14 protein-coding genes are annotated in these 24,116 nt (G+C 58.3%); 6 read left to right on the forward strand and 8 right to left on the reverse strand.

Annotated features, from left to right (window positions below; translation table 11 throughout):
- Positions 1-798: 798 nt before the first annotated feature.
- The 3 genes from RF641_RS04875 to RF641_RS04885 are packed head-to-tail and all read right to left on the reverse strand — an operon-like array spanning position 799 to position 5,837.
- Complete coding sequence (locus RF641_RS04875; protein ID WP_424572666.1) at positions 799-2,427, reverse strand: HsdM family class I SAM-dependent methyltransferase; 1,629 nt, start codon at positions 2,425-2,427, stop codon at positions 799-801.
- A 17-nt stretch (positions 2,428-2,444) separates the two neighbouring features.
- Positions 2,445-5,612 carry a type I restriction endonuclease subunit R gene (locus tag RF641_RS04880; protein ID WP_424572857.1) on the reverse strand — a complete coding sequence of 1,056 codons (3,168 nt, stop codon included), beginning with the start codon at positions 5,610-5,612 and terminating at the stop codon, positions 2,445-2,447.
- A 12-nt stretch (positions 5,613-5,624) separates the two neighbouring features.
- On the reverse strand, positions 5,625-5,837 hold the full coding sequence (locus RF641_RS04885; protein WP_424572667.1) for a helix-turn-helix domain-containing protein: 213 nt from the start codon (positions 5,835-5,837) through the stop codon (positions 5,625-5,627).
- A gap of 806 nt (positions 5,838-6,643) precedes the next feature.
- Here RF641_RS04885 and RF641_RS04890 point away from each other — a divergent pair.
- The 4 genes from RF641_RS04890 (at position 6,644) to RF641_RS04905 (ending at position 11,675) form a co-directional block, all read left to right on the forward strand.
- Entirely contained in the window at positions 6,644-7,900 is a 1,257-nt protein-coding gene (locus RF641_RS04890; protein WP_424572668.1) for a hypothetical protein, read from the forward strand.
- 1,725 nt (positions 7,901-9,625) lie between these two features.
- Positions 9,626-9,805: a hypothetical protein gene (locus tag RF641_RS04895; RefSeq protein ID WP_424572669.1), complete on the forward strand. Its 180-nt coding sequence runs from the start codon at positions 9,626-9,628 to the stop codon at positions 9,803-9,805.
- Positions 9,806-10,425: 620 nt separating this feature from the next.
- A complete protein-coding gene (locus RF641_RS04900) occupies positions 10,426-10,659 on the forward strand; it encodes a helicase associated domain-containing protein (RefSeq protein ID WP_424572858.1) in 234 nt (77 codons plus the stop codon).
- Between the two features lie 305 nt (positions 10,660-10,964).
- Positions 10,965-11,675 carry a transposase gene (locus tag RF641_RS04905; RefSeq protein WP_424572670.1) on the forward strand — a complete coding sequence of 237 codons (711 nt, stop codon included), beginning with the start codon at positions 10,965-10,967 and terminating at the stop codon, positions 11,673-11,675.
- 223 nt (positions 11,676-11,898) lie between these two features.
- Here the strand turns inward: RF641_RS04905 and RF641_RS04910 are convergent, their stop codons facing one another.
- From RF641_RS04910 to RF641_RS04925, 4 genes are all read right to left on the reverse strand, one after another.
- Positions 11,899-12,843, reverse strand: a complete 945-nt coding sequence (locus RF641_RS04910) for an HNH endonuclease (protein ID WP_424572671.1) — start codon at positions 12,841-12,843, stop codon at positions 11,899-11,901.
- A gap of 490 nt (positions 12,844-13,333) precedes the next feature.
- Complete coding sequence (locus tag RF641_RS04915) at positions 13,334-14,695, reverse strand: purine-cytosine permease family protein (protein WP_424572672.1); 1,362 nt, start codon at positions 14,693-14,695, stop codon at positions 13,334-13,336.
- A gap of 284 nt (positions 14,696-14,979) precedes the next feature.
- The gene (locus RF641_RS04920; protein ID WP_424572673.1) at positions 14,980-16,971 is read right to left on the reverse strand and encodes a hydantoinase B/oxoprolinase family protein; all 1,992 of its coding nucleotides are present in this window, start codon (positions 16,969-16,971) and stop codon (positions 14,980-14,982) included.
- 1 nt (position 16,972) lies between these two features.
- Positions 16,973-19,027, reverse strand: coding sequence for a hydantoinase/oxoprolinase family protein (locus RF641_RS04925; protein WP_047120312.1), 2,055 nt, complete (start codon positions 19,025-19,027; stop codon positions 16,973-16,975).
- Positions 19,028-19,237: 210 nt separating this feature from the next.
- Between RF641_RS04925 and RF641_RS04930 the strand changes: the two genes are divergently transcribed.
- Positions 19,238-20,782 (forward strand): helix-turn-helix domain-containing protein, encoded by a 1,545-nt coding sequence (locus RF641_RS04930; protein ID WP_424572674.1) that lies wholly within the window; start codon positions 19,238-19,240, stop codon positions 20,780-20,782.
- Positions 20,783-21,670: 888 nt separating this feature from the next.
- Here the strand turns inward: RF641_RS04930 and RF641_RS04935 are convergent.
- Positions 21,671-22,999 carry an MFS transporter gene (locus RF641_RS04935; protein ID WP_047120309.1) on the reverse strand — a complete coding sequence of 443 codons (1,329 nt, stop codon included), beginning with the start codon at positions 22,997-22,999 and terminating at the stop codon, positions 21,671-21,673.
- A gap of 185 nt (positions 23,000-23,184) precedes the next feature.
- Between RF641_RS04935 and RF641_RS04940 the strand changes: the two genes are divergently transcribed.
- Positions 23,185-24,105 (forward strand): LysR family transcriptional regulator, encoded by a 921-nt coding sequence (locus RF641_RS04940; protein ID WP_160309106.1) that lies wholly within the window; start codon positions 23,185-23,187, stop codon positions 24,103-24,105.
- Positions 24,106-24,116 lie beyond the last annotated feature (11 nt).

Genomic DNA, 24,116 nt, shown 5'->3' on the forward strand with positions numbered 1-24,116 from the left:
CGCTTGCATTCCTCGCTGGGCCACCAGACGCCGGAGGAATTCGAGCAAACCTACTATGATGAAAATTCCGGCTCGTTACCCGACGCTGCCGCACACAAGACGGCGGCATGATTTCCGGGACGGTTCAGTGATGCCGGCGCCGAATATACCTCGCAGTGGTACACCCGGACGCTGGCTGAGGAAGGGCTGGTCCCGTCGATCGGGTCGATCGGGGATGCATTCGATAATGCGGCTGCCGAGACCGTGATGGGGTTGTTTAAGAATGAGGACGTGGCCGGGGATTCCCCGTTCCATGCAGGGGCTTTGTCCACCAAGGCGGACGTGGATGATCTGGTGATGGAATGGGTGCAGTGGTAAAACAATACCCGGTTGCACTCGACCCTCGGCTATCGGACTCCGGTGGAGTTCGAGGAACTCTACTATGATGAAATCACCGGCACGTTACCCGATGTTGCCGCTTGTAAAATAGCGGCATGATTTCCTGGACGGTTCTTTGTGCTCTCGCGGAGTTCTGCGGGATATTTCGAGAGAGCCATGATTGGTGTGGTACACGCTTACTCCCTATCTATCCAAGGACACATCATTACATCCGTCGCTCTGGCAGCATAAACCATCATGTCAAGCAAACCTTCAGCAGACCCCTGATCTTGGCACTAAGATCGCGTTTGTGGGAACCAGTACGAATCCACAGAAAGTGGGTATTCTGCAAAGGTGAAGAACGGATAGGATCCGCCCACATCAACTGCGCTTGTGTTAAGTTTACCGGTCGTCTTCAGCGCTTTATGAGCAAGGCCGAGGTTATTCATATCGCACCCTACCGAGTTGATTCATGATTTCATCTTGTAAGTTCGTGCTTTTAGCGAAGAGCTCCTGAAGAGTATCTTGGTATTTGCCCATCTGAGCATGGAACTCCTCGGCCGTCAGATCTACGTACTTAATCTTAACGTCGAAGTACTGCCCAGCCGCCAGAGAGTAGTTTTTTGCTTTGATGTCGTCGTAGCTGACTGCAACTGAGAAATCGTCAATCACTTCCTGATTAGTGAAAGTCTCAACGATTTGGTCGATCTCTGGCGCCCGGAGACGACGCTTCTGAGTGTTACCTTCTTTGTACAGTTCACCTAACTTAGAGGCGTCGATTAGGATTACCCGGTCTGCAGCGCACGACTTATCGAAGAACAGCACAGATACATTTGTACCGGTGTTAGCAAAAACGTTTGATGGCATGCTTACGGCACCGTATACGATACGTTCATTGACCAGATGGTGCAACACATTCTTCTCTATACCAGTTTTCGCTGTCAGAAACCCGGTCGGTACAACGATTGCGCCTTTCCCCGCTGCTTTGAGCGAATTGATTACGTGCTGAATGAAGAGAGTGTAGATCGCCATAGACTCCTTCTTCTTCGCAGGCACTTTTGGTACGCCACCCCAGAAACGTTCGGGCATAGCGGAAAGTTTCTCTTGTGTGTCAGAGAAATCCATTTTGAAGGGAGGGTTCGACACGACATAGTCAAATTGACGAAGCTCGGAGCCGTCATCACTTTTGTGGTAAGGCTGGGCAAGCGTGTCACCCTGTACCGCGTGATCGAGCGAGGAGACCAACGAGTTGAGGATCAGGTTCAGCTTGAGCATCTTGTTGCTGCGTTGTGAGATGTCTTGGGCAAAGATTGTGCATCTGTCTTCACCGATGGCGTGACTGAGTGCCATGAGCAACGTCCCGGTTCCGGCTGATGGGTCGTAGCATTCTACGTTGTAGAGGTCGTGGTCATCACCAACAAGTAACCTGGCCATGATGGTCGCGATAGCGTGTGGTGTATAGTATTCGGCGTATTTGCCGCCTCCAGCAGTGTTGTAGTCTTTGATCAGGTACTCAAAAACTGCGGCGAAGAAGTCGTAGTGCTCGTTGAAAGATTTTTCGAACGAGAAATTTACGAGTTTATCCACGAGCGCTCGAGCGAAAGCGGCTCGTTGCGCATCATCGGTTACATAGATAGTGAGCCTCTCAAACAAGGGGATCTTAGTGCGTTCAGTCGTTTGAGTAGAGAAGATGTCAATGTTGTCGTTCGCGATATCCAACATGATCGCATCGAAGATCGCATCGAACTCACCCTTGGCTTGCTGGTTCCACAGGTTTGCGATGAGGTGTTCAGGTGATAGCCGCGGCACGTCAGGGGAAAGGAGATCAAGCAGGTCGAGACGGTCGTCCTCGTTCATCTGCGCATAGCTGACTTCCCAATGTTCAGCGTCGGCAAGCAGAGGGCTGAGCTTTTTAATTTCGTAGCCGAACTTGTCGTTGAGGAACTTGTATAGGAAGACTTGCGTGATGATCTTGTACTCGTTGCCGTCGTTGCCTAGCCCGTAGGTTTGGCAGGTGGCTTTGAGTGCGTCGATCAGTTCAGCGGTGTCGCGTTTAATGTCTTGGCTCATGGTGGTTGATCCTTTCATCATGAAAGCGTTTGTGCGCCGATGTACTGATCTCGGTACTGGCGTGTGATGCGCTCTTGCATGAATGTCTTATCGGCTCGAGTGCTGCTGAAGCTCAGCTTGGCTAGACCTAGAGCTAGTGTCTGCATGACGACCTGGGAGAAGTACCCATCCGTTCTCAGAATGTCTGCTCGTTCGTAGATCTTGAAGTCAATCTCGTTCTTCACGACGGTGAGGAACTCGACGAGCTCTTCATCGTACTCGAACTCCACTGGGGGCTGACCTAACTTTCGGCGCCGTTCGCCTTCTTCACGGATACGTTTGTGTACACGAACGAACTTGGGATCGCCCTTGTATCTACGCAGTAATGCGTCATTGCGTCGTTTAATTTCAATGAGGCGGTCCATTACCTGGTCGAGGGCGCGGTTTTCCTCGTCGAACGCACTCATTGAGTCGATGACGAAGCCACGCTCTTTGAACCGTTGCATGAAGGCATCGCGAAGGGTAACGAACTCGGGGTCTTCTTTGTCAACGTTCGCCGTGAATTCACGTATGGCACGTTTCCACTTTGATTGGAACTTGTCGCCTGCACCAGCGAGGATGTTCAGTTCCTCTTCGTTCTTCAGCCGGAATTTAAACTCAATATCGAGCATCGCCTCATTGATGACCCGCCGGGTTTCATCGGAGCTGCTGAAAGCTTCTTTCTGGTTGAGTATGCCAATGGCGTTCTCGACCTCAGAGAGCAGTGAAGGAAGCTTCTCAATGTTCATCCGTTCCATCGCGGCCTTGAGCTCGTCATCGCCGAAGGTACGCGCGAGGTTCATACCTTCACGGATTGCCTGCAATGCTTTCCTGAGTTTAAGGAGTGTCTCCTTGTCATCGATCCCTGCGAGCTGGCGACTGAACACTTCAGCGTTATTGAGGTCATAGGTGAAGAGTGTATTCCTGGCCTCGCGCACCTGCGCCACGAGAGCGGCAGGATCTTCGATGACCTGTTCAATCGCTGCGCGCCCGTCCTCCCCCGTTTCTTCTGGATCGTTGAACTTGTTGAGCTCTTTCAGATACGCCGCGTTGGTTTCGTCGAAGTTTTGCTTAATGTCAGCGAAGTCCACCACGTACCCGTACTTGTTATCTTTATAGGGGCGATTTACGCGGGTAAGAGCCTGTAGTAGGTTGTGGTCTTTGAGTTTTCGTCCGAGGTATAGGCGTTTGAGCCGTGGTGCGTCGAAGCCGGTGAGCAGCATGTTGAAGACGATCAGTATGTCTACGGTGTAGTTCTTCTTGAAATCTTTGATGATCTGCTTTTGGGTGTCCTTGTCATCGCTGTCGAAAAGGATCAAGCCAGCTCGAAGTTTTAGGCGGCTACCGCTCATCTCGTTGAGTTCGGTTTGGATTTCATCAAAATAAGCGTAGAGGTTCCGAGCTTGTTGGCTGGTTTCGCAGATCAACATGCCACCGAGACTGCCATCACCGTTGATGGTTCGGAATCGCTTGAAGTCAGTGATGACGTAGCGCAGGAGCTCTTTCACGTAGTGCTCGTGCTCGACGATTTCCTTCTTGCTGACCTCCTTCTTGAGAATCAGATGGTCGAGGCTGTCAAATATTTCGGAAAGCTTGTCCCTATAGGCGGTTTCAATGTCTTCACGGATGATCTTGAGGGTGTAGCCATCTTGTATTGACTTGTCGTAGTAGTACGTGTGTATGTAGTCGCCGAAGACTTTCCAGGATGCTCGCTCATCTTTGAGCAGGGGTGTACCGGTCAGAGCAATCTTGATTGAGCTCGGGTCAGATTCGAGCAAGTTGGCCAGGAAGCTACCTGTTGGGTTGTAGCCTCGGTGCGCCTCATCGATGATAAATATTCGTTGAAGGTTTGTTGCATACGCGGATGAATCGATTCTGGCTTTGTCTTCATCGAACCGTTGGATATTGACGACAGTTACTTCACGGCGGCCTGAGTCGCCCTCAAGTGATTGATTCGTTCGGAACTGTTCCATCAATTCTGTACGCGAGTTCGCGGTCTTCACTTCCAAACCGCGGGCCTCGAACTCTTGTGAAGCTTGCTCCAGGAGGTCAAGGCGGTCAACAATGAAGTAGAATTTGGCAACCTTGTTATGTGCGGCGTAATAGTCGGTCAGTACGTTATTAAGGTAGTACGACAAGGCGGTCTTGCCGCTACCTTGGGTGTGCCAAATGACCCCAGAAGTGACGCCCTCATTAAGCTTCTGACACACTGCGAGAGAGGCGAAAACCTGCTGGTAGCGCATGATGTGCTTCTGATCGGTGGATTCGATCTTCCCGTCAATCTCACGGTCGATCCGTACATAAGCGATCCCGTATTTGATGAGGAAGAGCAGACGCTCTGCGGACACCATCGAAGTCAAGGCGCGGTTCGTTGGCGTGAATTTATCCAAATTGGTGGCGTACTCAGGCGTGGTGCGGATAACTTGAACGTTATAGTCGTTCAGTATCTGTAGCTCGACGGCATTATCGATCTGCATGTAGGGGAACTGGGCGTGAAATGGCGCTTGACCGGATCCTGCTGGGTTGTCCTCCCGGAAAGCAGAGAACTTTGTGTCTTCGCGCGCGCCAGTGCAGTAGAAGACGCCCTGAATTGGGGTGATGCCGCCCTCTGCATCATAGTCCATGTTGTTGGAGAAGATCATCAACTGGGTGATGTTGATGAATCGACGGAATTTACGGTTTGGGAAACGCCCACGGTTCATGCGCGTGCTCTCTGCAACCATTCCGCCGCGATTATTCGGTTTCTTCACTTCTACGAAAGACAGGGGAAGGCCATTCACAAATAGTGTTATGTCCGGACGGAACTCGTCCTGCCCATTCTTGCACGTAAACTCTGCCGTGAAATGAAACGCGTTATTCGCTGGATTGTCGAAGTCAATCAGCCTCAGAGGACTTGAACTGGTCAGACGGTTGTGAAAGCTGCGTCCAAGGTCGTCATTGTCGAGTTCTTGGCGGACGCTACGGAGTACCTCGTCAGCGCGGCCACTGTGTTCGGGATTGAGTTTCTCGAACTGAGCTTTGAACACTTCGAGAAGGATGTTCGTAGTCGGGTCATAGACGGTGCCAGCCATGTCCTCTGTGAGCTTGCCGAAATATGTATATCCCAGCCGGGTCAGATGAATCAACGCAGGCATCTGCACTCTGGTCGCCTCGTTAAAGGTCCGCATTCTCGCCACAGTCTAGACTCCTTCGTTTTTAACAACCACGACGATATTTTGAATGTCACAACCCAGGGTTTCGCGGATACGCATGAGGACCTTGGTTTGCACAATTCCGCCTCGCCCAATTTTGCCCATGGTCGATGATGAGATCCTGGCCTCTGTCTGGAGCTGGTTTTTGCTCGTGTCCTTGTCAAAAAACAGTTTCCAGAGCTTATCGTAACTGATTCTCATCACTCGCCCCTCGTCCTTGGTGTTCCATATTCAGTAAACCGTCCCGGAATTCGTACCGCTAATCCACTAGGGATAAAATCGGGTAACAGGCCGTTGATTTCATCATAGTAGAGTAGCCCAAACTCCATCGGTGTCTGATAGGTCAAGGTCGAATGCAACCGAGTATGGGCGTACCAACGAGCCAGTCCATGACCGTGTCTTGTACATCCGACTTAGCGGACAAAGTCCAGGCATGGAACGGGGGTCCTAGCTAAGGCTTCACATTTACAACAAATCTCATGACGGTCACCGAGACCGCACTATTGAACGTACCGCCTATCGAACTGGTCTAGAGAACCAGCCCTTCTTTTCGACATCCGGAATCGCAGGGGACTGTGAGAAGTCACCGTCGGAGCAACACTGTGATGGGTCACACCCTGGTACGTGGACATTCTTCTGATCGGGCTACCGAGGTGGGTAGGGTAGGCGCCGGCCGGCCTATAACGTAGACAGACGATTCTCGCAAACGACACCTATCCGGTCAGCCTTACTTTGAGTCATGCCCACATCGGTGGGAAGCCTGGCATCTACCCTGCCAGCTGGTCCCAGACCAGCCACTACAAAACTCACAGCCATACTTATTCTGGGGACGCCACGCCAAAATCGAATAGCCCTAATAGTTCACTAGCCCTCGGAATCTCTAGAGTATCGACCAGCTCGATCTGTCACCGCGTTCGGTTTCCGACCTTACAGAGGTCGATTCTAAAGAATGGAGCAAGCGCAATGATCGATGCATTGAGAATCTTCAGATGTGGTTAACTGGGCCAGTGATTGAAATAACCCCTGATGCCCTCATGAAGGCGGTAATAGACCGGTATCTGAAGTCCGGCGACTATAACGGACTCCACCTGCGTTTGAATGTCGAGCCAGCGTTGCTTGACGAAGCAAAGAAGCTAGTAATAGATGGCAAACTTCAGGTGATGGTGTCAGACGTTGACTATCCCAATCCCCACATCCGGCCATGGCCTTCACAGAGAACCGTCGAGTCGCAAGTCGAGTCGCTCGATGAGTTGACAAGGGGAGGCTATGGTGCGGTGTTATATCCGACCCCGCTTGCTCTGAGAGGCGTGCGCGTTCCGGCACGCCTCCAGGAACAGCCCTTCGGCAAGGCAATGGCAAAAGGCCGTGGAACGTTAGAACTCGCATATTTCAGCTTGGACGTGCTCGAGCCCTATCGGAACGACCCGCGGTATCACTTCCGATACGGTGACTTCGGTGTTGACATGGGTATCAGCGACGAGGCCTACCTTGACGAGACCGAGCTTGATCGCGACAAGGTGTCGTTGAGTCATCTTGGGTTTGCCTACGATCTTTCCAACTACGATAGTTCTAACGTGACGTCACAGATCGTCCGACGTGTCGCTGCGTTCTATGGCGATCTCGAGAAGCTGACCCCGGAACACCAACAACGTTGGCGGTCATATCAGGTGCCAGACGCAGGTCTAGAACCTCATCCCGCATGGTGGGCGGCCAAGATGGGTCACTGGACCAACGACGTTGGGCCGTTCGAATACCTCTTCCTCAAACTAACCGACCTCGACGCGCTTTGGATGGGAGCCTTCGGAGAAGAGCTTTTCAAGCACACCAAGCGACCGCACGAGTTCGGTTGGCTGTTACGTCCATCGCAACGAGAATGGGACGAGTTCATTGTGCAGCTCGATAAGGTGCTTTCGGACAACATCCGGCATGACGGTCTAACCTCAGCAGGTGCACCCCGCAAGGACAAGAGTGGCCAGAATTTAGGCACTCTAACTCGCCTTGCTACTTTCCTTGAAGGCAGGGGCATCGATGTGGCAGTAGTCAAAGAACTGATGCGGCCTCTACGCGAGATACGTCATGCTAGGCAGAAGCCGGCTCATGCGCTCCGTGCAAACTTAACGGATAAGACATTCGTGCATCGTCAGGTTGCGCTACTTGCGGAGCTCAACGATACACTCCGGGAGTTGGTACGGTGGATGTCCACACACCCAAAAAATCGAGAGTGGTTGGCTGACTTTGAGCCGGACACGTACTACAGGATGTAGGGCTACCATGTCGTGAAAGCCTCGACGAGATACTTGTGCAACAAGTGCCGCTGACGCTTATGACGGGGAAACAATAGATTGTCCCCTAGAGCTGTGGTGCTCTTGGCTGCTGTGGGAACGGACGAGACCCTTGGTTGCATATCATCCATATCTCATCGCAGGTCAGCATGAGCCCATCTAATCGCGCGAAGTGATTCGTCACTAATCGGTTGTACTCGTGTCAAGCGAACTACCCGGTTCCTTCTAACAAGTAAGAGACTAACGTGCCCCGAGCTGATCGTTGCAAACCGGACATTATCTGAATCCACCAAATTATTTCGAGGTGCATACGTGAGTCGCCAGGCTCAGGTGAAAGCTGTTCAGCTAACCAGGGGCTCCGACCCGCAGAGAGAATGGACAATTAGCGTACTCCTGCCGAGGCTTCCACCGCTCGTGATCCCCGAGGGCGAAGAACGCAGCCTGATGGTGATGGCGGCTCATGTCATATCGGTCCTAATATGGTGCTTCGAGCCCGATGTTTGGTCTGACGTGTGAGTCTCCACGGGAACCGTGGATTGTTGTCAAGAGCACGAGTACTAGAATTATCTGCTTTACTCCTTGAACCGCCACAAATCGCCAACACCAGAAATGGTCGCAGATCACCGACCGAGAAAGAAGAAGGCGAAACGATCATGGACGTGCTGCATCAGCGCGCCGCAGGGATGGACATCTCCAAACGAGACGTCAAGGTCGCAGTGCGCAAACCGGCAAGCGTCGAGGAACCTATACGACCACGGTCCTCACCTTCGGTGCAACGACCAAGCAGGTCCTCGCGCTGGTTGAATACCTGAAGGAGGTGCAAGTTATCAACGGCGGTCATGGAAGCGACGAGCAACTACCGGAAGCCCTTCTATTACCTGATGGAAGGCCAATTGCAGGTGATGCCGGTCATCGCGAAACAAGCCAGGAACATCCCGAGACAAAATCCGGCGTGAACGAGAGTGACCCGGTTGGCCCAGCTGGCCGCGCACAACTTGTTGCATAGTTCTTTCATCCCTCTCAAATCGATCAGGCAATTGCGGGACCTGACCCGCACACGTTCCTCGTTGGTGCATGACCGCACCAAGGTCTACCAGCGGATGGAAAAGTTCCTCGAATCCTTGAAGGACCAAGTTTTCCGCGATAGTTTCCACCTTGACCGGCGTATCGGCCCGGCACATGCTCGACGCCCTGGTGGACGGGGAAGGTGGCCCTCAGGTGCTGGCCTACATGGCTCAGGACTGGGCTGCGCCAGAAAATCCCGGACCTCATAGACGCGCGGCAAGGCCGCTTCGCGCAGCATCATGAATTCATGATGTGTTGTTCCTGAAGCAAACCGACGGCTTGGAGGAAATGATCAGCGAACTCGAGGCACAGATCGAGGAAGCAATGACCCCTTTTCGGGAAGCGGCTTCGGCGATCTCCACGATCCCGGGCTTTCGGACACGTCATCCGAGGCGGTCATTGCTGAGATCGGAATGGACATGAGCGTGTTTCCCGATGCGGCGCACCTGGCCTCCTGGGCGGGGTCTGCTCGGGGCAGAACGAATCGGCCTGACGCAGTAAGTCATCGCACCCCGGGGCGGAGATTCCTCTGTGAAGGCTGCGCTGGGCACCGCGGCCCTGAGCGCGACCCGGTAGAAGAACACGTTCCTGGCCGCAGGGTTTAGACGGCTCTATCCACGCCGCGGCGGCAGCCGCGCGCTGGTGGCTATCGAGCACACGATCTTCAACGCGATTTGGCACATGTTGGCCTACGGCGAGGTATTCAACGAGCTGGGACCTGATTACTACCAGCAGTGCAACCGGAGCAAAGCGAAGAGTGGCGCGGTGAAGGAGCTGGAGCGTTTGGGCTTCGACGTTCATTTGGGAGTCGTTGGGGCTTAAATGACTTCATGAGTTATATCGGTGGATTCGTCAGCGATGATAGAAGTGGTGCTGAAGTTCTTGGTAGCGCCTGCGCCTCGGGGTCGGGTATGTGCGGGCTAGCTTCAGTATTCTCGCATTAGACAGCGGCTGTATTTATTCAGGATGTAGTGGATTCAATGTGCGAGGGGCTGTGGGAAATACTTCAAGCGATGCTGCCAGGAATTTCGTCATGAGGTAGCGTTGCTTCCATGGTGGGATGGGAAGTATCGAGACACCCCGAATGGGACCAAATGTACATTGCTGGTTTATCTGCAAGGGAAATCGCAGACAAATGCCATCAGAACGTGTCAACTGTACATTCACATCTCAGCAAGCGTGAGAAATACGAGCCTGGATTCAATGCAAAGCATGAAATTGCTTTCAACGCCAGAGGCGCCAACCGACCTTCGACTCAATGGCGGCAACGTGTCAAGATGGCTCTCGAGTTCCAGTCAGCATATGGGAGACTTCCACAATATCGCGGCAACTCTGAAGAACGCGCATTATATATTTGGATCGCACGGCAGCGACGGCTTTTCGAGAAGGGCCTACTCCCGAGGACTAAATTCGTGTTGCTTGAGAACTTGGTAGGTTGGCAGATGAATCCGCAGCAACTTCTGAACGAAGCATGGCTCCAAAGACTTGAATCAATATGCGAGTTTGTTGCGCTGAACGGCCGAATGCCACGTTACAAGCATCATTCTTCCGAGTATGAAAGAACTCTAGGGGTCTGGTTGCACAATCAGCATCAGAAGCGGGCTAGAGGTAATCTTTCGAGTTCAAGGCATAAAGCGCTTGATGCTGCACTGCCGGGGTGGAAAAGTCGGCAATGAATCTCGCCCATGGGTATAATCTGGTCAAGTTTCTTAAACGCGGTCCTTGGATTTATCAGATTCACTCAGGCTGTAAGGCCCAAAACATTCTTCGCCTCAATATGTATTATTAGTCTTCTGAGCGCCGAGCTGAGCCCATCGTAATCTGGATGCGTGCGCGTCCTGCTGTACCAATTCTCACTGATGGCCGTCACCGTAGACCTGGCGCTCGCTCGACGGGTGCATGCCCGGTGATGACGGTGAGTCGCACCGGGATCAAGCTCTCAGCCGTCGTATCGTCCCTTACCGGTGTATCGGCGCGGAACATGCTCGATGCCCTCGTTGCCGGAGAACGAGACCCGCAGTTCTTGGCCAATCTGGCCCACCGGCGGTTGAGGGCCAAGATCCCGGAACTCGTCGATGCGATGGAGGGGCGTTTCACCGAGCATCATGCGTTCATGATGCGCCTGTTCCTGAAGCAAATTGACGGACTGGGCGAAATGCTTGACGAGCTTGATGAACAGATCAATAACGCGATGCTTCCGTTCCAGGAAGCGGCCACAGCTATCAGCACTGTTCCGGGGTTGTCTGAATTGACAGCGCAGGCGATCATCGCGGAGATCGGTGTGGACATGAGCGTTTTTCCCGATGCGGCGCATCTGGCATCCTGGGCAGGCGTTTGTCCTGGTCAGAATGAATCGGCCGGTCGTAGCAAATCGTCGCGTACGCGAGGCGGTGATTCCTACCTGAAAGCCGCGCTGGGCGCGGCAGCATTGAGCGTCACCCATCCGAAGGATACGTTCCTTGCGGCACGGTTCCGACGGCTCTATCCGCGCAGAGGAGGAAGCCGTGCGTTGGTCGCGATCGAGCACACGTTGATCGTGGCTGTGTGGCATATTCTTGCCAATGGGGAGGGCTTCAAGGAGCTGGGAGCTGATTACTACCAGCAACGTAACCAGTCGCGTTCGAAGATTCGTGCTGTGAAGGACTTGGAACGCATGGGTTTTGACGTGCAGTTGACTCCGTCTGCCGCGTAGATTCTCCACTTGGCTCACGGGTCCATCAACCTAGGGTGCATTTTCAAGCTCAGCATTCCCGAGATGAGTAGCATCTCGGGAACGATAGGCCATGCAGACTTAAGGAGTGAAATGTAGGAGCGTAGGCTGAGGTATTCACGTATTAGATGTTGCGAGATTTTACACCCAGGCGCAAGAACAGGATTACCTTCAATCGCTATTCAGCACGCTGGGCCTGAAGGAATTAAGCCGACTGCTTCTCGAGGAACTCTTTATAGGTGACAGCAAGTAGTTCGCGATCAGGACGTTCTTTTATGGCGCTGGGCAGCATCATCAACTTTTGCTTGTGTCGCTGTTTTAAACCGTGCTCAAGCATCGGGCCATCGATTTCTTCGAGAAGATCCTGTCGGATCTCAACTGTGTAGTCAGGCGTGATTCCAAGGATCGAGGTGTCATACGCAGCGTGGTGGATCTTACATAGAGCGAGACCGTTCGTAACCGAAGGGATTCCATTTTCATGCGAGTCACGAATGATATGTGCTGCATCAAGTAGCTGCTCATGGCCCAGGTTGCATACGGCGCATCTAACGTTGTAGGCGCGAATGACTGATGCTCTGAAAACTGGCTGATGCAAACGCACTTTGGTTTCTCGGACTAGATACTTCTTGACGATTGTGCCCGGCCCGCTCGGAGAAGCTAACTCGGCAAGGGCTAGTCCCTCTTCCGAAGCGATTTCTAATACGAATCGCTGATGTTCGAGTTCTTCACCGACGATATTGACAGGGCAAAGAACATGAAACCGCATCGGCGAACCACCGACACCGATGAACCAGATGATAGGGAGTTTGCGTTCTTGGGCAAGTCGGAGCCCAGCATTCGTATTCTTATAGGGATCATTGCCTTCCCACATGTACCGGGGCAGACCGTCGTTTCCAACCTCATCGGCGTATGGCCGTTCTTCGCCAGGCTTTCTGAAGGAAGTCATGATGCTCAAAGCAGTATCTAGTACTTGTGGCTTCCGGATCCCTTTCATTGGATCTATGAGCTTGAAAGGTTCTCCATCGAAAAAGAAGTCGTTGATTTCTTCGCGGGTCAGTGAGTATTTACCATCATCCGTTCGAACTCTAAGCCACGCGATCGCTTCTTGGCGCAGACGCAAGTCATCAAAATGCGACCATTTACGAACCATTGGGCTTAGCTCCTCATCAGACGATATGCCTGAACATTATCAGTTTGAGAAGACAGGATATGTGAACGCGTGAACTGCCAAGAAGTTAGGTGGCGCGCTTTGACTGCCAAATACGTTTAGTCGTTACCACGAGTCAGGTTAGTCGGTGTGTAATCTCAGCACTTCGTGGACGCTGAATCTCACTACTTCGTTCACAACCGAACTCATGAGATTTCACACCAGGTAGTTGGAACCGGGGTACCGTTTCGCGCTATTCGGCAGCTACTGAACATTCGGAGGTTTGCGAGCCACCAAAATTGCCGATTGGGTCCACTTAATATCATCGTTCAGAGCCACCTGCGCGATTGCTGCACCGGTAAACGACTCGGCCTATATCGCTGCAAACGCTGTTCGCATTGATGCCTGGGGTATTTCGTCATACCAATTTGGTGCTGTTGGGCGCATTCAATGAATGCACCCAACAGCACCGCTAATCTTTCCCATGTGGGTACTACAACTGCTTCACCGATGCCAATGCATCGTGGTGTCGCTTGGCGCGGGCGCCAGGGTTCCAGATCGCGTAGATCGTGGCGGCTAGGACCGGAGTGATGAAGACACCCAGGTTTGCGCCCCATGCGCTTCCCGACTGGACCATGGCGATGCCCACCGCTGCTGAGATGACCCAGGCGCTGACGCCAGCTGCGTTGAATGCCGGGAACGTGCGGTCGGGCAGGTTCGGGCTGTCTGGCTGGAGCGAGAACTTCTTCTCGTAGCGGATGTGCACCAGGGCGATGGCGACCCAGCCGGTGACCAATGCGCCCTGCCAGGACAGCGCCAGCAGCAGGTACTGCACCACTGGCAACAGCATGAGCAGGTAGATGATGACTGCGCCGATGAACACCCAGGCCAGGCTCGGCAGCTTCAGACCCAATGCCCGAGCACCGAATTCCTTTAGGTTGGAAATGCCCAAGGCGTAGTTCGCGGTGTTGATGCGGGTCTGTGAAACGAAGATAACCAGCAGGCCCAGCGGGCCCATGAGCTGCACCAGTGCACCGGCGACGCCGGTTTCGGTGGCTTCGGCACCTGGGATGGTGAAGGTCAGGTAGATGCCGATCAGCGAGTTGGCGCCGAAGGCCAGGGTGTAGAACAGCCAGCCGAAGGTGTAGCGCTCGTGGACCTTGATGTCCTTGGCACGTCCCAGCGAGGCGAAGTCCACGGTGTACATCATCAGGATCCACACACCCATGAAGGCTGCGCAGGTGGCCAGCCAGCCGGGGCCGCCGGCAGTGAAGGGCAGGGGACCGGTGGAGTGGGTCAACCAGGAGCTGCCGCCCGGGTGGGCGATGGATGCCCAGATGACCGCGGTGAGCAGGCCGCCCCAATAGATCGGCAGCAGCCAGCCGTTGATCTTGTCCAGCCAGCGCTGGATGCCTCCGGCAATCAGCGGCAAGGTGTAGAGCACCACCAGCGCGTACCAAAGCTGGATCGGTCCGCCGAACTGCATCTGGAAGGCGTAGCCCAGGATGGCTCCTTCGAAGACCGCATAGTAGATGGCGGTGGCGGCGAAGATCAGGGTGGCCAGGACCGCGCCCTTGCGGCCCAGCAGCGTGCGGGAGAACTGGGCGACCGTCAGCCCGCTGCGCAGCGCGTAGCCTGCGAGGATGCGGTTGATGGCGCCGTAGATGACAATCGTGATGGCCAGGCCGATGAGCGTATCGATGGTGCCGTAGGCCTGGGCGAGCGATGCCCCGATGTAAATGAAGAACATGGCCGAAACCAGTCCGTACCAGGCCATGGACAGCGAGCCTGCGCTCATCTTCGCCGAGGTGGATTGCTCCATCTCGGGAAGATCCGTGGACGAGTTTGCTGACATAGAACTTCTCCTTTGAATATGGCGTGAGCCATCACATCCCGTAGCGAGTGCGCGAGTATGGCCGGGGCCTGATGTGGGTGGTGCAAGGAAAAACTGCCGGGGCCGGCGGGGAGCAGGGAATGTCCGGGCGGGCTTGCCGGGTGAAGCGTGTCCAACAATAGCCGCAGGTGGCGGCGGGTGAAACAGGGCGGTGCGGGAAATGATCTTCGTGGGATCTTCCCCGCACCGCCCGGGCTGCACCTAATGGTGCAATGGGTGGTGCAATAGTGCGTGCTCTGCCGGGACTAGGCGTCCCAGTGGGCTGCCGAGCGGCGCTGCATCAGCTGGCGGTACTCGGTGGTGGAGTTCTCCAGCAGTTCGCCGGTGCCCCAGTGCAGGATCACGCCGTGGCGGCGGATGACGTCCAGCATTCCGACCTTGCCTTCGCGGTAGCGTGCCGCCACCGCTTCGGCGTCCTCTTCCAGCCAGCCGCGGCGGTTGGCGCGGATCTGGGTGCGCAGTGCCTCGGTGTCCTCGGCCAGGATGCGGTAGTCGTCCAGTTCGGCGTCGACTTCCTCGATGACCACGCCGTAGTCGGCCGCGGCGCGGTCGATGGAGACATAGCCGTCAATGACGTCCTCCAGCACCTCTTCCGCGGTGCGCTGAAGCGGGTCGCCGAAACCGCCGCCGCCGGCGGATGGGCGGGTGAAGACATCGCCTGGCTGGATCGGAACCGAGGAGAAGATGGAGCCCAGGAAGCGCTCGTCCTCGGTGCCCTGGTTCAGCCACACGCCGTGCGGGATGGAGGGCAGGCCGCCCTCGATGCCCCAGGTGATGGAACGCGAGCGGTCGCAGCAGTAGCTCATGACGGTGGAGTGCGCATCGGTGAGCATGCCGCCCTTTTCGATGCCCAGGCCGCCGCGGAAGCGTCCCGGCCCTGCCGAGTCAATGGCGATCTCGTGCTTGGTGGTCAGCACGGGGGACAGGCGTTCCTGGCCTTCGACCGGCTGCACCGCCAGGCCCGGACCGAAGACCGGTGCAGTGGCCGAAGCACCGTCCTTGGAGGAGCGTCCGCCCCAGCCGCCGGCCATCCAGTCGTACCACATGAAGTAGTTGTCCTCGCTGGTGCGGGCATCGCGGCCGCCCACCAGCAGGTACTCCAGGTTGAAGGCGCAGGCCATGGCGCGCTCCGGCATGATCTGGCTCCACAGCTCGAAGATGCCGTTCATGATCTTCTCGTACGGGCCGGAGCAGAAGCCGGTCACCGCGTGCGGCCAGCCGGCGTTCACCACCGAGCCCTCCTCGCCGATCTCCGCCTGCACCGCGGCGTAGAAGCCGGAGTTCAGCGGCACCTCGGGGAAGAAGGTCTTGGTTCCCGCATAGATGGCCGAGTGGCTGGTGCCGTAGCCGGAGTTCAGGAAGGTCGCCACCGCCGGGGCGGATTCGGACAGGTCGTAGTGGATGCCCGTGCCGTCCAGGGTCAGCTTGATCTTGATCGGCACCAGGCCTTCGCCCTTGCCCGGGTCCACGTCCAGGTAGTCGGTGGTCTCCCAGGTGCCGCGCGGCAGGTCCTCCAGCTGGCGCAGCACGATGCGCTCCACGTAGTCCTGGGTTTCCTGCATCGCGGTGACCACGGTGTCCTTGCCGTACTTCTCCACCAGGCGCAGGATCTCGCGCTCGCAGACCGCGGTGGCCTCCGACTGCGCGTGCAGGTCTCCCATGGCCTGTTCCGGGGCGCGGGTGTTGGAGACCAGCAGCTGCGCCACGTCGTGCAGGAACACGTGCTTGGAGTAGACGCGCACCGGGGTGATGCGCAGGCCCTCGCCGAAGTGCTCCTTGGCGTTCACATCGAAGGAACCCGGCACGTTGCCGCCGATATCAGCCCAGTGCCCCTTGTTCTGGGCGAAGCCGATGATTTCCCCCTGGGAGAAGATCGGGCGGATAAAGGAGACGTCGTTGAAGTGGGTGCCGCCGCGGTACGGGTCGTTGATCGCGAAGACGTCCCCGTCGTGGATGTCGGTGCCGAACTGTTCCAGCACCGCCTTGCACTGGAAGTGCAAGGTGCCCACGTGCACCGCGATGTCGCCCGAGCCCTGCATCACCGTGTTGCCCGCCGCGTCGCACAGGGCGGAGGAGAAATCGCGGGAGTAGATGACGAACGAGTAGCAGGTGCGCAGGATCTGTTCGCTCATCAGGTCCACGGAGGTGGCGAACGCGTTCTTCAGCACCTCGAAGGTGACCGGGTCCAGCGCTGGGCCGGAACTGCGGACAGCTGGGGTCTGGATAATCTGAGTCACTTTAACCCTCCGAAGAATTCTCTAGGTTGTGCAGGTGGATGCGGATGTTGCCCCAGCCGTCGATTTCGGCGGTGGTGTGCGGCGGGACCACGGTGGTGGAGTCCAGCTGGTCGATGATCGCAGGGCCTTCGAAGGTGGCGCCGGCCGGAAGCAGGCTGCGCTCGTAGACCGGGGTGTCCACCCAGCCGTCGGCGCCGAAGTACACCTCGCGGCGGGAGGCCGGTGCGCCCGGATCCGCGGTGAGCTCGGTGGCAGGCACGAAGCCCGGCTTCGGGGTCTTGCCGATGGCGCTCAGGCCCAGCTGGTAGATCTCCACCGGCTGGTCTTCCTGGCTGAAGGCGAATTCCTTCTCATGCTGCTGGTGGAAGGTCTGAACCGCCTGCTGCAGGGCGCCCGGGCCCTGGCCCATCGGCACCGCCAGCGAACGCCACTGGCCGGCGTAGCGCATGGAGATCTCGCGCTGCAGCATGGCGTCCTCGTCCGCCACGCCCTCGTGGCGCAGGCGGGCGGTGGCTTCCTTTTCCAGGGCGGCGAATTCGGCTTCCACGTCCTTCGGGTCGACCTGGTTGGCCGGGGCGTTGTACATCAGCGAGAGGTCGTGGCGGATGTCCACCAGCAGGCAGCCCAGCGCCGAGGTGACACCCGGGTTGGCGGGGACCACCACGGTCGGGATGGACAGCTCGCGGGCCACTTCCGCGCCGTGCAGGGCTCCGGCGCCGCCGAAGGCGATCAGGGCGAAGTCGCGCGGGTCGTAGCCGCGGCGGATGGAGACCAGGCGGACAGCGTCGGCCATGTTGGCGTTGGCGACCTGGACGATTGCGTGCGCCGCCTGCTCGGTGCTCATGCCCAGCGGCTTGCCGATGACCCGGTCGATGGCTTCCAGCGACAGCGAGCGGTCCAGCTCGCGGGCGCCGCCGGCCAGGGTGGTGCCCAGGCGGTTCATCGCGACGTTGGCGTCGCAGTTGGTCGGCGCCTCGCCACCGGTGTTGTAGCAGGCGGGGCCCGGGGCCGCGCCCGCGGACTGGGGTCCGTTGCGCAGCGAGCCGGCGATGTCCAGGTGGGCCAGCGAGCCGCCGCCGGCGCCGATGGTCAGCACCTCGATGGATGGGAAGACGATCGGGTGGCCGTATTCGACCTGCCATTCCTTGGTGATGCGCAGCTCGCCGCCGGAGACCAGGCAGATGTCGGTGGAGGTGCCTCCCATGTCCAGGCCCACCGCGTTCTCGAAGCCGCACTGGGCGGCGACGTGCTTGGCGGCGATGGCGCCGGCCGCGATGCCGGAGGCCGCCAGGCGGACCGGGTAGCGCTTGACCATGCGCGGGGTCATGGAGCCGCCGCCGGAGTGCAGCAGCAGCAGGTCGCCGGCGTAGCCGCCGGCCTTCAGCTCAGTGGCCAGGCGGTCCACGTAGCCGGTGACCAGCGGGGCGAGCACCGCGTTGGAGACGGTGGTGTTGAAGCGGTCGTGCTCGAAGATCTCGGGCAGGATTTCCGCGGAGGCGGAGATCGCGGTGTCCGGCAGCTCCTCCTCGAGGATCTCGCGCATGCGGATCTCGTTGGCCGGGTTGGCGTAGGAGTTCAGGAAGCAGACCGCCACGGTGGTGACCCCGCGCTTGCGCAGCAAGGCGGCGAGCTGGCGGGCCTCGGTCTCATCCAGTTCGGTAATGATATTGCCGGCGTAGTCGGTGCGCTCGGTGACCTCGAAGCGGTCGCGGCGGCGGATGTACGGGCCGGAGACGTCATTGTAGGCGTCCCACAAATCGTCCTTGGTGCCGTCGCCGATTTCAATGGCGTCGCGGAAGCCGCGGGTGGTGACCATGGCGGCCTTCGGGAAGCGGCGGGTGATCAGCGCGTTGGTGGCAACGGTGGTGCCGTGCGAGAACAGCGAGACGTCGGCCAGGTTGACCTCGGCGCGGCGCACGCCGCTCATCACCGCTTCCATCGGATCATGCGGGGTGGAGGGAACCTTGGTGACGCGCATGCTCTGGGTTTCATCATCAAAGATGCAGACGTCGGTGAAGGTTCCTCCAACATCTACGGCGACTCTTAGGTTGGCCATGATCTCTCCTCGTGGTGACGCTTGGAACTTGTGGTATCCACTGTGATGTGTGACCCACATCTCTGTCATTGGTGGAATTCAAAGCTCGGCGCGCGTAGATTGTAGTTTCTACAACGGCCCCGGAGTTCCGCGGGAATCAGGGCCGGCCGGGACAAGAAAGTTGGTGCGGTGGGCGAGCGCGAGCCATTGACGGTGCAGGAATTGCTTCACGTGAGGTCACTGGGATTGCACGCGGAAGTGCTGCCGCACCCCGAAATCGAGGTCAGCGGGGCGCACACCTCCGAGATCCACGACCCCGGGCGCTGGTTCGATCCGGGAAACATCATGCTCACCACCGGGCTGCGCCTGCAAGGCGAGCAGGACCTGGAGGCGGCCGCCGCGGGCCTGGCCGCCGCGCTGCGCCGGGCGCGGGTCTCCGCGTTGTGCTTCGGGCTGGGCATCTACTTCGAGGCGGTTCCCGTGGAACTCATCGAGGCCTGCCAGCGGGCGGACGTGAACCTGCTGACCGTGGCCCGGGACGTGCCGTTCAGCCACGTGGAGAAGTACGTCAATGCGCTGGGCCCGGTGGCCGAGGACTACGGCATGAAGCGCGCCATGTGGTTGACCAACGACCTGCTCGATTCCATCGCCTCCGACCAGCCGATCGCCTCGCTGATCCAGCGCGTGGCGGCCAACTGCCGCGGCGCGGCGATGCTCTACGAGGACACCGGCAAGCTGGTCGAGTCCAGCGGCGACGGCCCGGTGCACCTGGTGCTGCAGGCCATCACCAACCACGGGGTGCACTACGAGAAGATCAGCATCGGCCGCTGGCAGGTCATGTACCGCACCATCGTGATGCGCGGGCGCGGCTACCACCTGGCCATTGCCAGCCGGAACGAGCAGGTGCTGGGCGAGGTGGGGGACATCCTGCTGGACACCACGCAGAAGATGCTCGGCGCCATCAAGGGGCTGCAGCACCTGGATGCCTCGCGGCGCCGCCACGAGAATTCGCAGCTGCTCACCAGCCTGCAGGACGGCATCGAGGTCTCCCGCGAACTGCGCTACTGGGAGCTGCTGCAGCCCTTCGGCTTCGAGGCCTACCAGCCGGTGCGCAGCGTCGCGGCCGTGGTGCTGCATGAGGGCAGCCTGGGCCCGCGCCGGGTGGAAACCCTGCTCAGCTCCGCGCAACGCGCCGGGGTGCCGCTGCTGTTCGCGGAAAACGGGCGCAGCAATGACATCCGCGCGGGATTCAACGCGCTGATCCCTGACACCAAACAGGCGGTCGGGTGGCTGGCGGAGCAGCGGGAGAACTTGGCCATCGGCCTGGGCGAGGCCTCCGGGTCGCTCTCGCGGATCCCGGAGCTGCTGCGCGGGGCGGAGCTCGCGGCCAAGGTGGCGCTGCGCGACACCGAGCACGAACCGGGCACCGAAGGCCTGCTGCTGCGAGCGGACGACCTGGACCCGGCCACCTGGATGCTGGCCCGCGTGGACAGCCCGCTGGATCGGCAGCGGCTGGTGCGTTTCATCGCCCCGCTGCGCGAAGAGCCGGAGCTGGAGGAGACGCTTATCGCCTATCTGGCGCTGGACCAGGACATTTCACGGGCGGCGGCGGCGCTCTTCGTGCACCAGAACACCGTGCGCTACCGGATCAAGAAGGCCGCCGAGCTGCTCGGCGGCAGCATGGCCGAGGTGCGCTTGGTGGCAAGCCTGTACCTGTCCTATGAGCGGCAGATTACCGAGACCCGCAATCGGCAGCGCACGGACAAGTATAAGTAAACCTGCAAGTTGGTTCCTTCCGACCGGCTCCTAATCCTTGGAGGTTATGGGCGGATTCCCTGAAGCAAGGGAAGTAATGAAGGGTTGTGAAGGTACGCCAGCGATCATTGGGCCCCTGCATGCGTAGCTTAGAGACAATTCTGGTACTAGGTCATCTGAGGGTGCGAACCATATTGCTGAAGGTAGATATTCCTGTAGGACTATCCGGCATCGCACAGGGAGCGCTGCCGCCGTGCGAGCCTTGTGACGATGGGTGAAAGTTCATGCGAACTAAAGATCCGCAGGGTCCGTCCAGACCGGGGTGTTGGACAGTTGAAGGATCACGATTAGTGCGCAAGTTAGAAGTGCTCGGAAAGCCATTTGGGTGTGGGTGCATCCCAGGGTGGCCGTCTAGCAGATCCATGCCATGGCCCTCTCCGATTTCGTGGCCCGCTACCGAAATCGGAGTTAGGGATTTCGCAGCGCCAGAAGCAGATCACCTCGGCATGCTGCCAGCTCCAGAAACCTGTTGTTCCCACCAAAGCCCGCAATTCCGCGGCCACTCGCTCGTTTTCTGGATGTCCACATCACGCGTCTACCAAGTACGCGTTGTGTTCGAGGAACTTCTTGATGTCTTTCAAAACCCCAAGGTTGGCAGTGGTCGTGCCGGTTCGAGCACCACGGCCATGGTGCGCTTTCGCCACCGTCCTTTGCCCTCGGGTCGGTGCGTTCATGGTCCTGTTTATGGGGCGGCCACTCGACGCGTTCGGGTGAGCTTGCAGGGTGTTGGCCCACATCTATCCAGTTGTCACAACTTCCAGCGAGCATTGGCAAAGGACGGCTCTACCACGACGCGGATGTGGTGGTGGAGCCGCCCTGATTTTTTGACAGGTCCCGGATTCCCCGGGACTAGGAGGAGGTTGGCACCTGTGCGGCGCGGGCATCGCGCGCACTCATCTTGCGGTGCAGGCCCCAGACGCCGCCAATGGTGACCAGCGCGATGATCGCGTAGAACCCGGCCACGCCCCACGGACCCAGCGAGCCGAGGACCGCCTGGGCGATCAGCGGGGTCGAGCCGCCGATCAGCGAAGCGCACAGGCCGTTGGCCAAGGCCACGCCGGTGAAGCGCACGTTGACCGGGAAGGCCTGGGACAGGAAGGAGGAGAGCATGGCGTAGTAGCCGGTGCCGCCGAGGATCGAGACGCCCAGCACCAGGGAGATGGCCACGGCGTTGGCGCTCATGATGGCCAGGAACAGCGGCACGATGATCAGCAGGTTCAGGAAGAGGCCCCAGAGCATGACCGGCACCCCGCCGATGCGTTCGGCGATCTTGGCCGCAATGGGCTGCCAGATGAACTGCAAGATGGCCATGGCCAGCAGGATGTTCAGGATGACCTGGCGGTTCATGCCCATGCCGCCGTTTTCCACGGACGTGGTGGTCCAGGACAGCAGGAAGGTGTTGTTGAAGAAGGCAATCGCGATGCCCAGTACCGAGGCGGCCACGCCCAACCAGACGTAGGAGGAAGCGGTCTTGAAGACCTGCACCAGCGGCACCTTGACCACTTCGTGGGCGGCGCGGGACTCGGTGAAGTCGGCGGACTCCTCGACCTTGGCGCGGATCACCAGGCCCACGATGACCAGCACCGCGGAGAAGAGGAACGGCACGCGCCAGCCCCAGGACAGGAAGGCCGCGTCATCGAGCGTACCCACCAGCAGGAACATCAGCGTGGCCATGATGGCGCCGGCGGGGGAGCCCTGCTGGACCCAGGCGCCGGCCATGCCGCGCTTCTTCTCGCTGGCGGACTCCGTGGCCATCAGCGTGGCACCGGCCCATTCGCCGCCCACCGCCAGGCCCTGCAGCGCACGCAGCACGACCAGGGCGACTGGGGCGAAGACCCCGATGGTTGCATAGCCCGGAAGCAGGCCGATCAGCGTAGTGGCGCTGCCCATGAGGAACAGGGTGGCCACCAAGACGTTCTTGCGCCCAAAACGGTCGCCCAGGTGTCCGAAGAGCACCCCGCCCAGCGGACGGGCCAGGAAGCCGACCCAGAAGGTCGCGAAGGAGGCCATGATGCCGGCGCCCGGGGCGATGTCCGGGTAGAACACCTTTCCGAAGACCAGTGCTGCGGCGGTGCCGAAAATGAAGAAGTCGTACCACTCGATGGCGGTGCCCACGAAGGCGCCGGCGGTGGCCCGGGTTTGACGCTGTTGGGGCGTCAGGGAGCGAGATGTTTTCATGCGGTTGTCCTTGGGTGATGCGCGTTCTTGTTCAAGTGAGCCGCGCCATAGATTTGCGTCACTTTCAGTATTGCCGGGCCGTGCTGTCTGCGTCTAAGACCAGATAGGAAGTGAAATCATGCCGTTTGGTTATGGATTGTCGGATTCTCGATTGCACTGGTCGCCATGTTGCTATCTTCTTAAGCATGAACATTCGCCGACTGCAGTATTTCATCGCCGTTGTCGAGCACGGTACCGTGACGGCCGCCGCGGAGGTCCTCCATATCGCCCAACCGGCCCTGAGCCGACAGCTGAAGACCCTGGAGCGCGAATTGCGCATCGAGCTTTTCCAGTCTGCGGGCAACCGGCTCGTGCTGACCAACAGCGGGAGGGCCTTCGTCCCCATGGCGCGCAAGCTGCTGGCCGAATCCCGTGACTTGGACGCGGCCGTTCAGGTTCTGCGTACGGGCCAGGTTCAGCGTCTCTCTTGCGCGGCAACGACGGCCTCTCTGCGTGGATTCTTGTCGAACTTCATTGCCGAGCTCGGGCCGGACCAGCCGACAATTGTGGCCCGGGAAACGGGGCACTTCGAGCTGGAATCGGCCCTGCTCGACGACCTCGACTTCATCATCACCCCGACTATTCCCACTGGCGATCTGGCAACCGTCATGCTGGGAGATGTGCCGATCCGCGCCCAAGTGCCAGCAGGGCACCGCTGGCTGGGGGAAAGCCGCCGAGGGATCGAACTCTCGGAGCTGGTTGACCAGCCGCTGATCCTCTCTCCGGAACACTCGGTCAGTCGCCGGATTTTTTCTGAAGCGCTCGAACGCCAAGGGCTGCGGATTGAGCGCGCAGAGGTGTGCGACGACGGGTTGGTTTCCCACGCCTTGGTCGCCTCCGGCCGCGGCATCGCGGTCAATACCGAATATCCTGCCTTCGGGGTGCGCGGAATACCCCTTTTCGAGCAACTAGGCGTGCCAGATGCCAGTCCGTTGACGCTTCACATGTACATGGCCTGGCGTCGAGGCCACTACGCGGAAGCGAAGCTTCGCGAACTGGCCTCAGGGCTGATGGAAATGGTGGGAGGGCGGCAGGAGTCCTGGGATGTTCCAGGGCGCGATGCATAACTTTTGAGCAT

Origin of the sequence: Arthrobacter sp. 'calajunan' (genome assembly GCF_046940185.1) — a bacterium.
In the GTDB taxonomy this organism is placed as follows: Bacteria; Actinomycetota; Actinomycetes; order Actinomycetales; family Micrococcaceae; genus Glutamicibacter; species Glutamicibacter soli.

Coding starts and splice junctions, on each gene's coding strand:
- RF641_RS04940 (WP_160309106.1), top strand. CDS start 23,185: ATGAACATTCGCCGACTGCAGTATTTCATCGCCGTTGTCGAGCACGGT.
- RF641_RS04885 (WP_424572667.1), bottom strand. CDS start 5,837: ATGAGAATCAGTTACGATAAGCTCTGGAAACTGTTTTTTGACAAGGAC.
- RF641_RS04875 (WP_424572666.1), bottom strand. CDS start 2,427: ATGAGCCAAGACATTAAACGCGACACCGCTGAACTGATCGACGCACTC.
- RF641_RS04915 (WP_424572672.1), bottom strand. CDS start 14,695: ATGTCAGCAAACTCGTCCACGGATCTTCCCGAGATGGAGCAATCCACC.
- RF641_RS04905 (WP_424572670.1), top strand. CDS start 10,965: ATGCTCGATGCCCTCGTTGCCGGAGAACGAGACCCGCAGTTCTTGGCC.
- RF641_RS04910 (WP_424572671.1), bottom strand. CDS start 12,843: ATGGTTCGTAAATGGTCGCATTTTGATGACTTGCGTCTGCGCCAAGAA.
- RF641_RS04880 (WP_424572857.1), bottom strand. CDS start 5,612: ATGCGGACCTTTAACGAGGCGACCAGAGTGCAGATGCCTGCGTTGATT.
- RF641_RS04900 (WP_424572858.1), top strand. CDS start 10,426: ATGAATCCGCAGCAACTTCTGAACGAAGCATGGCTCCAAAGACTTGAA.
- RF641_RS04925 (WP_047120312.1), bottom strand. CDS start 19,027: ATGGCCAACCTAAGAGTCGCCGTAGATGTTGGAGGAACCTTCACCGAC.
- RF641_RS04935 (WP_047120309.1), bottom strand. CDS start 22,999: ATGAAAACATCTCGCTCCCTGACGCCCCAACAGCGTCAAACCCGGGCC.